This is a genomic window from Streptomyces sp. NBC_00876 (assembly GCF_045207435.1).
In the GTDB taxonomy this organism is placed as follows: domain Bacteria; phylum Actinomycetota; class Actinomycetes; order Streptomycetales; family Streptomycetaceae; genus Streptomyces.
Genome location: NZ_CP108800.1, coordinates 1 through 9731, shown reverse-complemented (window position 1 = coordinate 9731; position 9731 = coordinate 1). Strand labels below are relative to the sequence as shown.

The window sequence follows — 9731 nt, the reverse complement described above, 5'->3', positions numbered from 1 at the left end:
GTCCCGGACGTGGTGGAGCTGGTTTTCGATGAGCCGGTGTCCGCGGATCCACGCGGCGGGTTCGCTGCCGGTAGCTGCACCGGGCGGCGGACTCGTGACCAGGTAGATCCGCTCGATCGTCAGCTTGTCCAGCTCGCCGATCGCCGTGACAGAGCCGCACCGGTCGTAACGGCGGCAGCCGCGGCGGTGAGCAGGACGGTCCACGCGTAGCGGACGCCGCGACGGGCCTGCGGCTTCGGCACGTCGACCAGATATCTCCGCAGGTCGGTGACCTTTTCGGACCGGACCGGTCCGAACGGGAAGGATCCCCCAGCTCTCGCAGGTATGACGGCATACGGAAAGATGGGCGCTCGGGCATGAACTCGCTCGGTGCTCAAACGGACTCGACACCCACATGATCACCAGCGGCCATGCCTGCTCTGCGTCCGGGGACCTGCTGACAGGTAGCGATAAGCCGTCACCTACCGGGCTCAACAGGCGAACCCCCCACTCGGCAACCGTTCAAAAACCCTCAGCCGCTACGGGACAACACACAGCCAAGCCTTGTGGCAGGGGAATCGCCGTGATGAGGTCCATGTCCGGGGTGACCGGGACATGCCCGTGGCCGCGTATTCACACGCCGAGAGGAAGATAAATGGACAACGAGGAAGCGCTGGCCGTACAGAGCCTCGCGGCCCGGGTGTTCGGCGGTCAGGAACGCTGGGGTTGGGAGTACGCGGAGCCAGCAGCACCCCGGCCGCACCCCCGCGTCGGCATCGCGCCACCATGGCTGGAACCGGACTGGACCCCACTGGCCCGCCGGGCGGCAAGCCGGTCCGATGTGGCAAAACCCATCAAGTGGCTCCTGCTGTGCTCGCCGCTGCCCTTTCTCTGCGTACCCTACGGAATCGTTGTATCGGGCCTCATGTGGGTGGTCGCCCTGTGCCTGGCTGCCGCGTATCTCATACAGACTCACCTGCTGTCCCGTGTACGCCGCAGCCTGGAGAGCGCACACCAGCAGTCCGTCGAACAGCACCGAAACGCGTTCGCCCGCTGGCAGTTGGACATCGCAATGCATGACATGGCGGAGCGTCGGCGGGTGGAAATGGCCCCCCGGTGGTTTCCGGTACGCCTGACGTCCGCGCCGGGCCGCGTGGACGTGATCGGCGGAACGGGCAACGGATGGGCCAGCCTGCTGACCACCGTGGCGGGCCCACTGCTCACGAACGGACAAGCCATTGTGGTGGCCGACTTCAGCCAGCAGGCGGTCGGCCGTGAGCTCGCCTGGCTGACCGCTTTCCGCGGCATTGCCGTCAATCGCAGCGACCTCCCCGGCCAACTGGCCGATGCCGACCTCGGCCAGGGCTTCTCGCCGACTGAACTCGCCGAATCTCTGGCGGCGGCCATCTCCACGATGAGGCCCTCTGATGTGGACATCTCGCTGCGGCACACCGACGTGGAATTGCTGCGCACGGTACTCGACTGCTTGGAGGGATCCTTCACCCCCGCCCGCCTGGCAGCCGGACTGACCGTGCTGCTACGTGGTGCCGAGGACCCCACGCGATCCCTGTCCGTGCAGGAGACCGCTGCCCTCTCGGCCGCCATCGACGATGTCGGAAGGAGCGAACGGGTGCAGGAGGAGCTGCGTTTCCTCCGCGGAACGCTCGATCTGCTGAGCCAGGCGGCGGCTGACCGAGCACCCGTGTCCGACCCCACGAACTGGTGGAGGGCGGGCCAGCTCACTCTCCTGGTCTGCGACGACTTCGTGGAACGCAGGAAGGACCTGACCGACCGCATCGTGTTCCACCGTCTCCTGCATCACCTCCGCAAGGGCAGGTTCGCGGCGGGGTCCGGACTCCTCGTGGTCGTCGGAGCCGATCACCTCGGCAGGGACGCCCTGGAGTCGATGTCCCGGCATGCCCGGACCGCAGGCGTGCGACTGGTCGTCTTCATGGAGCACCTGCGTGAGGACATCCAGGACACCGTCGGAGGATCCGACAGCGCCACCGTACTGATGCGCCTCGGCAACAGCCGGGAAGCCGAAGCGGCGGCTGCCTACATCGGCCGGGGGTACAAGTTCCTCGTCAATCAGGTGACACAGCAGTCAGGTAGCACTGTCACCGACGGACGGAGCAGTAGCTACGGTGAACAGACGGGACGGACACACACCAGCGGAACGGGGCCGAACTCCAGCTCGTCGACCTCGCTGTCGCAGAGCTGGCAGGACTCGACGAACACGTCGCTCGGGCTGTCCACGACAGCGGGCACCACCACCTCGCGTCTGTACGAGTTCACAGTCGAGCCGACACAGTTGCAGGCTATGCCTGCAACTTCCTTCCTGCTGGTCGAAGGCATGCCGCACGGCCGTCGCGTAGTCCACGGTGACTGCGCTCCCATCGCCCCCGACTGGGATCAGGTGTCGAACGAACCGCTCATGGCCGATGGGCATGGGTGAGTCACGAGTCACGGCTTACCGCTGTGCACATCGCGAACAGCTGGGGGATCCTACCTGTGCGGTGAGTCGTCGAGTCCCTCTCTGCCAGTCTTGGGTGAGACATCCCGCTTCGTCGGGTTAGCCTGAGAGGGCATCACAGGAGAACCACCCTTCGTGATCACCAGTCCCACCGGATCCGATCCGGCTCCCCGGTCGAAGCACCACACCTTCAGTCCCGAGTGCAAGCTGCGGATCGTGGCCGAGTACGATGCCTCGCCCAAGAACGAGAAGGGCGCGGGCCGGGCTTCCGGTGCCGATTGGTGGCGGATCGCGCCAGGAAGGCGTGGTGTCGCCGGTGCCCGGCGGGTCATGACGTCGGTCATCGACCAGCGGATCCATAATGCAGAGCCGGCGGGCAGGGTCTCGTAGTCGCGGGCCGGGCGGCGGTGCAGCACCGCTTGGGCGCCGGCGTGAACCCGCTCGCGCCGGGATCGCGCTGGACGACCTCGATGTCGATGCCCAGAGCGGTGCCGTGGCCGACGACCGCGTCCTTGAACCCGGCGTCTACCCAGCCCTTGGTCACCGACGGGTTGTCCGCGGCGACCCGGTCCAGCAGTGCGATGCCGATGGCGTTGTCGTGTACGCTCGCGGCCACCGCGATCAGCAGGCCCAGGACGTCGGTGGCAATACCCCGCGGCTCCACTTGCCCGGATCCAGCCCGGTCGTCTCCCTCGGCGCATTGACTGAGACGTGCACGGTCTGGGTGCCCCGTCACGATCGCCGACGGGTCCTCGCTCCGCCCCCGGCCCTCGCGGACCTGCCAGCACAGCAGGTCATGAATCACCTGGTCGGTGCCGTCGTCACGCCACTTGCCGAAGTATTAGTACACCGCCGTGTACGGCGGGACGCCGTGCGGCAGGTAGCGCCACTGGCAGCCCACCCGGGCCTGGTACAGGATCGAGTTGACGGTCTCCCGCATCTCATACCGGCCCTCATGCCCGCTGACCGAGCGGTACTGCCCTTTCCAGGACGTGATGACCGGCCGGATCAGCTCCCACGCCTCATCCGACAGATCACTCGGGTACGGCTGCCGCTCGACCACGACGACTCGCAGAACACCCACATAGGATCGGTACATCAAGAAGGTGGCGGCAGAGCCACAACCCGACCAGCGCCTGTCTCCAGCGCCTGTCTCCAGCTCCTGCCGAAGTCGGCGGTTATCCTCCTCCAGCTCAGCTTTCGCCAATGCCAGGACCTGAATCTGGTTCGCGTAGATCGTCACCGCGTCCCGTAGTTCTCGCAGTTCACCCGCGTGCTGACTGCGAAGCGCCCGCTCCAGCTTGCGCAGCCGCGCGACCTCGGCTCGCAGTTCGTCCGGTTCCGGGCGGCGGATCTCCGGTGCTTCCAGAATCTCCTTCACTGCGGCGGCCACCGGTGAGCGGTAGTAGGACGCGCGCGAGACGCCCGCCTCAGTGCAGATGTTGACGATCGTTACCGTTCCATCGGTGATCTCTGGCACCCCGTGCATGAGTCTCTCGAATGCCTCCATCAAGGAACGGTCGAGATCGGTCAGCGCACCGTCTTGGGCCAGTCGGTCGAAGGCGTGCCGGATCCGGAGCTTGGTCTGGTCATCCATGCCGGCTTCCGCTCTCTTCGTCGCTGGTGGTGGTCCGGATGCCCTCGATGAGTTCGTCGAGCTCGGCCACGAAGTCGGTCAGGGCGGTCAGCTGCAGTCGGGGCAATGCCTCGCGGTCCCTCTTCGGCAGCTCCAGCTCGGTCAGCGCCTGGTTCCGGGCCGTTGTCAGCCGTGGCAGGTGCACGGCTGACCTGCGCGCGTTGGGGCAGCTCAGGCACATGTTGAGCAAGGGGAGCGGGCGACCGAGTACTTTGGCGCGCTTGCGGCAGACGGCCGTCGCGGCTTGGTAGAAGCAGTCGTTGAGCACGCCTGGATGGAGTGTCTTGGCCAGGTGCGTGAGCATGGTTCGTAGTCTGGACTGTGAAGCGACGACTCCGGGGAGGTCGCCGAGTTCCCGCCGGATGCGCTCGAACTCGGCGGAGATCCGGGCGGCGGCTCCGCCGGCAGAGGCGCCGCCGTCGCTCCAGTCCCGGTAGAGGTCCTCCAGGTAGTCCAGCCGGGCTACGGCGTCGTTGGTTGCGACTTCGGCGGCGAAGCCGGACTCCGATGTGCCCGCGTAGCCTTCGAACATGGCTGTTCGGGCGTGTTGGTACTGCCGGGTGCCGGCGACCACTCCGAAGGGTTGGTTGGCGATGTGCCAGGCTACGGTGCGTCGAAATTGGCGGGTTTCGAAGGCCCAGGGGATGCCTTCACTTTCCCTTTCCTCTTCGTCGGCCGCGTCCGGCGCGGTTGCCGTTTCACCCGGCTCGGGGTCGAGTTCTTCTGTCTCGTCGATGAGTGCGACCGCGCTGGTGTCATTAGGGATGAAGAGGCTGTTTTCGGAGCTGAAGAGCTCGTTGAGGTGGTCCCGGAATCGGCGCAGGCGCTCGGGGACCTGCATCGTTAGCTGATATCCGGTGTTCTCGGTGCCCCAGTAGCCGAACAGGTAGTCGGGGTCGTCGTGCAGTTCGAGAAGGACGGTGACGGCCTGGTGGACGATGTCGAGTACCACCCACTCGGCCTCGTCGCCGCTCAGACCGCGGTGTTTGTAGACCCGGCCCCGGATCTTGTGCCGGATCCGGCCGTCGTCACCTGGCTCGGTGAACGCGCAGTCGCGACCCAGCATGCGAACTACTGGTGGGAGGGGGTTATTCCGACCGTGCACTATTCCCTCGCCACGCGACGATGCGAGGTGCGAGCAAGGTGACCCGTGTGCCTCATCTGCCGCCAACATGGTGGCCAGCCTGCGGATCGGTCCCAGTTCCGCCCGGTCCGGACGGAACTGGGACCGGTGATCGCAGTACCGCTCGCGTCCCGGAATCAGCGCAAGGGCCCCTCGGGAGTTAGCCTCGATCTTTCATGACGCCCCGTCGGAGTATCCGGCGGGGCGTTTCGCTGTCGTGACTGGTTGCGGGTGCGGTGAGGGCCCGGCTGTCGCGTCGGGTGGGCGCCGGGTTCCACGATTTCCGGCGGGGTGATCAGGCTTGTTCGGGCGGGTGGTGCTGCTGGTCAGCCGGGGTTCGGGAGAGCCGTGAGTTGCTGGACAGCATGGGTGATCACATCGGTCCAGGGCCAGTGACGGCCGAACCGGAGGTGCCGACGGCGGGCGGTGGTGACAATCTGGGCGGCGGCGGAGAACAGTCGCAGCCGCAAGCGGCGGGGCTCCCAGAGGCGGGGTTTACCGGTCAGGGCGAGCATCGGAAGCCAGGCCAGCAGGTCGAGGGCGAGCTGGACGATCTCCAGCCAGATCTGGTTCTGCGCGGTGTCGTGCAGGGGCAGGTTCCGCAGGCCGGTGGCCCGTGCGGCCCGGATGCGGTCTTCGGCCCTCGCGCGCTGACGGTGCCGCAGCTCGAGGGCGGTGATCTTCCCGTCTGCCGTGTTGGTGGCGAAGGCGGTGAGCCGCAGCCCGTCTGCGTCGATGAAGCGCAACTGGGCGCCGGGGTGGGGTCGTTCCTTGCGGACGATCAGCCGCATCCCCTTCGGCCAGCCCTTGAGGACGTCGCCGTCGAGCTCGGCGGTCCAGGCGCCGGCGCGGATCTCGCCGCCCGGTTCGACGGCGGGCGTCCAGGCGGAGGCGGGGACCTTCAGGACAGCCTGGTGAATCTGCTCGGTGATGGTCATCCCGACCGAGTACGACAACCACCTGCCGCGCTGGGCGAGCCAGGCCACGAACTCGTGGGTGCCACCTGCGGAGTCGGTGCGGATCAGTGTGGACCGGCCGCGCCGATGCCGCTTGGGAAGTTGGGCCAGGGCGAGCCGGGTGGCGGTGATGTGGTCGGCGGCGGTGTTGGAGCCCGCGTTCCCCGGTCGCAGCAGGGCGGCCACCGGCTCCCCGGTGCCGCCGCTTCCGTGATCGACGAAGCCCATCAGCGGATGGTGCCCGTATGTCTTCTTCCAGGTGGCCGCGGCGTCCTGCTTTTCGGAGTGCGCCAGTACCAGCACTCCGTCCAGGTCCACGATCACTTGGCGGTCCTTGTCCGGCGCCTGGTTCCGGGCCAGCTTCCATACGTACTCGCGGGCATCGGCCCGGGCGGTGCGGATCGCGTCCAGGGCCTTCGGCCCGGCTGCGGCGAGGGTGTCGACCAGACGAGAGACGGTCGGGTCGGAGGCCACCGGCCCGAACACGGCAGGCTCGGCCCGCAGCATGCCGACATCGGACAGACAGTCTCCGCCCAGCGCGACTGCGAGCGCCATATCCAGCAGGATCTTGCCCGGATCGTGCACCGCCCGAGGGCGTCGCCAGGGCGCGAGCGCCGCCGATATCGCAGTATCGAGTCCACTCTTGCGGGCGGTCTCGATCAACAGCACAGCACCGGCCTGGGAGACCACCCCGTGACCGCCGCTCTCGATACGGACACGCGGGTATGTCCCGCTACGCTTCCTCACCTGGAGAGCGCCTCTCTTTGGGGGCAGGACCCTAGACATGCCCTATTTTCCCAGTTCAGAGGCGTTCTCCGGTAGGTCTGACCTGCGGCTGAACATCAGCTCAGACGTGTCACGGCACCCAGGATCCAGGCAGGTCCGGCAAAGGTTCGCCTTCGATCAGCCGCGGTCGCCGGGAGTGCCATCGCGCATCGTCTGCCTGGCCGTTCAGAGGAACGGTAGCCAGTTGGAAGCGGGCATCCAGGGCGTCGAGCTCCGCTTGCCGCGCGGCCCGAATCCTGTCGGTGAACACAGGCCATGCCTCTGCGATCCAGCGACGGCAGCGAAGCCTGTCCGCGTACTCCCAGATGAGTTCGGCGTCGAACCCCTCTTCGGTATCCTCGACCAACGCCTCCCACGCATCCATCATGGCGTTGAGCGTCACCATCCCGTACCGCGCCGCCAAACCTCGGCTTGCCCGGTGCACCGACTCGTAGTCATCTGCGCTGAGCGCCTTCATGTCCATGAACACAGCCTGCCAGCTGTGACACGCCGGATGGATGCGTCACTCGACAGGTGAAAGCACCGTGGCAAAGATGACGACCGGGCCGAGTTGCAACAGCCCAGATCACAGGCAGTGGAAGCAATCGGCCAAGAGGCTGATCGAACAACCGTCATGAAAGCCCGAGGTTAAGCCTGTTTCTGTTGCGGCTTTGTCCGGGTTGGGTGAGGAAGCCTTGGCGGGTGAGGCGTCCGAGGCGGCTGCGGGTGATGTTGACGGATGCCTCGTCGGTAGGCATGCCGAGAAGTTCGTGCAGCTCACGGGCTCGGAACTCTTGATCGGGATGCTGGCTGAAGGTGTTCACGATGGCCTGGTAGGAGGTGTTCGTCTCGGGTGGTGCGAGCTGGCCTCGAGCCGGTGCGAGTTCGGTGATGACCGTCCTGGTGGTGGCCAGGTCCGCGAGTCGCGCTTCGGTCTCAGCCAGGGCGGCGGTCAAGTGCTGGATCTGCTCGCGCAGTTCGTCGGCCCGGGCTGCGGTCTCGTCGTGCTGGGCCTGAAGTGTTGGACTGCTCGAATCCGCCGCCGGTGACGGTGGTCCTGGACCCGTACGACGACGTGGTCCACACCCGGGCTGCCCTGGCCTCCCACGCTCCTCAGCACGGGCGTCTCACCATCCATCCGACTCCGGGCACCGACGCCGCGATCGCGCTCGCTTACGACATCCTTGCCGCCCTGGGCACGCCCGTCCCCCTGGCCGGCTACCGCCACCTCGACCCGGCTCCGGCCTGGTCGATCGCCGCGGCCTGGATTCTGGCCACCCCGATCACCCACCTGACCTTGCTGCGCGCCCACCTGCTCACCCCACACCGCTTCAAGAGCCTTCTCGCTCTGCGCCGGCGTACTGGGGTTCGTCTGGTTCTGGTCTGCCATCACCGGGTCATGCGGGCGTTCCTGGAACGCGAGCTGCGGCAGGTCGATCACCGCGTTGCCGAGGCCGCGGCCCTGCTGCCCGAGGCCGAGCCGACCACTCAACGCCAGGCATCCCAAGTGGCGCGGCCGTTGGCGAACCGCTGGGTCAGCCTGCCCGCCCTGACCACTCTCAAGGCGTTCGACGACACGACGGCCCCATGCCTCTGCGCCGCTCGAATGGCAGCGGACCGGGACTTCTTCCCGCCGGTGATGCCGCCAGTCACCGAGGCGGAAGTGGCGTGGCGGCGCACCCGTTCCTGGTGGCTCAGCTCGCCACGGCCGCGTTCACCGCGGCTTCCACCACCCAGCTCGCCACCGCACACGTCCGAGATCTGGCCCCGGACGGTACGACGATCACGTTGCACGATCACGGGTTGCGCCAGGGTTGTATGACTCACGTTGTTCCTGCCTGGGCCCGGCCCTTGCTGAGGGCGGCCGCTCTCCTCTGGCGGATCGGGTCCGACACCAGCGGACCGCTGTTCAGCGACCCGCTGGGAAGCGAGGGGCTGCCGTCTCTGACGGCCTTCGCTGAGGAGTGCAAGCTTCGTCCGCCCCAGCCGCCGCGTCCCAAGCTGCGCCGGAGCCGGCGGGGGATGGTGATGGGCGCGAGGGAGCCGGTGGGGACTGTCTGGCCTGTGTGTACGGCCCACTTTGGGCTTTCGTGGGCGGTGAAGGAACCTGATTTGATGCGGGGCTGTCCGTACCCGCCTCCGCATACTCGGAAGACCATTGAGAGGCGGAAGAGGGGATGGCTGCCACCGGATTACGGCCTGCGCGGGCTAAGACCGCTGCGTTGAGCCGGCAAGGCCGCGTGACTTCCCCGGTTGACTCGGCGGACAGGTCAGTGCGACGCGGTGTGTGGTTGCCCGTCAGGCTTTGACCTGTCTGATTGCTTGACCTGCGTTGGCTCATGGCGATGTAGGACAGGTTGGTGCGGTGAAGTCGGTGTCGTCGAGATGAGCTGGATCGGACAACAAGATGCGGTGCAGCGATGTGGGCCATCCCGGGCACGCCCCACATCTACCATCGCTACATGCTGCATCAAAATGATGCAGCAGCCGAACCAACCACCCTCACCCTCACCCTCCCCGTAGCCAGCCAACCCGCGAAGCGGGTTTTTGGTCCCTGCAGGCGAAGCCGGAAGGGACCCTGGGGATGGAGCGAAGCGGAATCCCCTTTTGGTGCCCCGCCAAAGCGGGGCACCAACTGACACAACAACACTAAGGTCACCGCGGAGCGGGGACCCGTCCACCGGTGCCTGAAGCGAAGCGGAAGGCGCCAGCCCGTGCGAAGCACGGGCACGGAGAGCGAAGCGAACCGCACCAGCCCCCGCGAAGCGGGGGCCTTCGCTTACCCATCGCGCAGCGATA

8 protein-coding genes are annotated in these 9731 nt (G+C 66.9%); 2 read left to right on the top strand and 6 right to left on the bottom strand.

The window, feature by feature from the left end; translation table 11 throughout:
- The first annotated feature begins 634 nt into the window (after positions 1 to 634).
- Entirely contained in the window at positions 635 to 2434 is a 1800-nt protein-coding gene (locus OG782_RS00040; protein ID WP_406447082.1) for a hypothetical protein, read from the top strand.
- 358 nt (positions 2435 to 2792) lie between these two features.
- Here OG782_RS00040 and OG782_RS00035 read toward each other — a convergent pair whose 3' ends face one another.
- From OG782_RS00035 to OG782_RS00010, 6 genes are all read right to left on the bottom strand, one after another.
- On the bottom strand, positions 2793 to 3116 hold the full coding sequence (locus tag OG782_RS00035; RefSeq protein WP_406447080.1) for a hypothetical protein: 324 nt from the start codon (positions 3114 to 3116) through the stop codon (positions 2793 to 2795).
- Positions 3117 to 3293: 177 nt separating this feature from the next.
- On the bottom strand, positions 3294 to 4049 hold the full coding sequence (locus tag OG782_RS00030; RefSeq protein WP_406447078.1) for a transposase: 756 nt from the start codon (positions 4047 to 4049) through the stop codon (positions 3294 to 3296).
- Positions 4042 to 5154, bottom strand: a complete 1113-nt coding sequence (locus OG782_RS00025) for a hypothetical protein (protein WP_406447076.1) — start codon at positions 5152 to 5154, stop codon at positions 4042 to 4044. The genes OG782_RS00030 and OG782_RS00025 overlap by 8 nt, the downstream gene beginning before the upstream one ends.
- A 383-nt stretch (positions 5155 to 5537) precedes the next feature.
- Positions 5538 to 6914, bottom strand: coding sequence for an IS1380 family transposase (locus OG782_RS00020; protein WP_406447074.1), 1377 nt, complete (start codon positions 6912 to 6914; stop codon positions 5538 to 5540).
- 109 nt (positions 6915 to 7023) lie between these two features.
- The gene (locus tag OG782_RS00015; RefSeq protein WP_383724437.1) at positions 7024 to 7416 is read right to left on the bottom strand and encodes a hypothetical protein; all 393 of its coding nucleotides are present in this window, start codon (positions 7414 to 7416) and stop codon (positions 7024 to 7026) included.
- Positions 7417 to 7564: 148 nt separating this feature from the next.
- A complete protein-coding gene (locus OG782_RS00010; protein WP_406447071.1) occupies positions 7565 to 7888 on the bottom strand; it encodes a hypothetical protein in 324 nt (107 codons plus the stop codon).
- 89 nt (positions 7889 to 7977) lie between these two features.
- Between OG782_RS00010 and OG782_RS00005 the strand changes: the two genes are divergently transcribed.
- The gene (locus OG782_RS00005) at positions 7978 to 8754 is read left to right on the top strand and encodes a hypothetical protein (RefSeq protein WP_406447069.1); all 777 of its coding nucleotides are present in this window, start codon (positions 7978 to 7980) and stop codon (positions 8752 to 8754) included.
- The last annotated feature ends 977 nt before the right edge of the window (positions 8755 to 9731 follow it).

Excerpts from the sequence above, each read along its gene's own strand:
- OG782_RS00040 (WP_406447082.1), top strand. The coding sequence starts at position 635 with ATGGACAACGAGGAAGCGCTGGCCGTACAGAGCCTCGCGGCCCGGGTG.
- OG782_RS00030 (WP_406447078.1), bottom strand. The coding sequence starts at position 4,049 with ATGGATGACCAGACCAAGCTCCGGATCCGGCACGCCTTCGACCGACTG.
- OG782_RS00025 (WP_406447076.1), bottom strand. The coding sequence starts at position 5,154 with ATGCTGGGTCGCGACTGCGCGTTCACCGAGCCAGGTGACGACGGCCGG.
- OG782_RS00015 (WP_383724437.1), bottom strand. The coding sequence starts at position 7,416 with ATGGACATGAAGGCGCTCAGCGCAGATGACTACGAGTCGGTGCACCGG.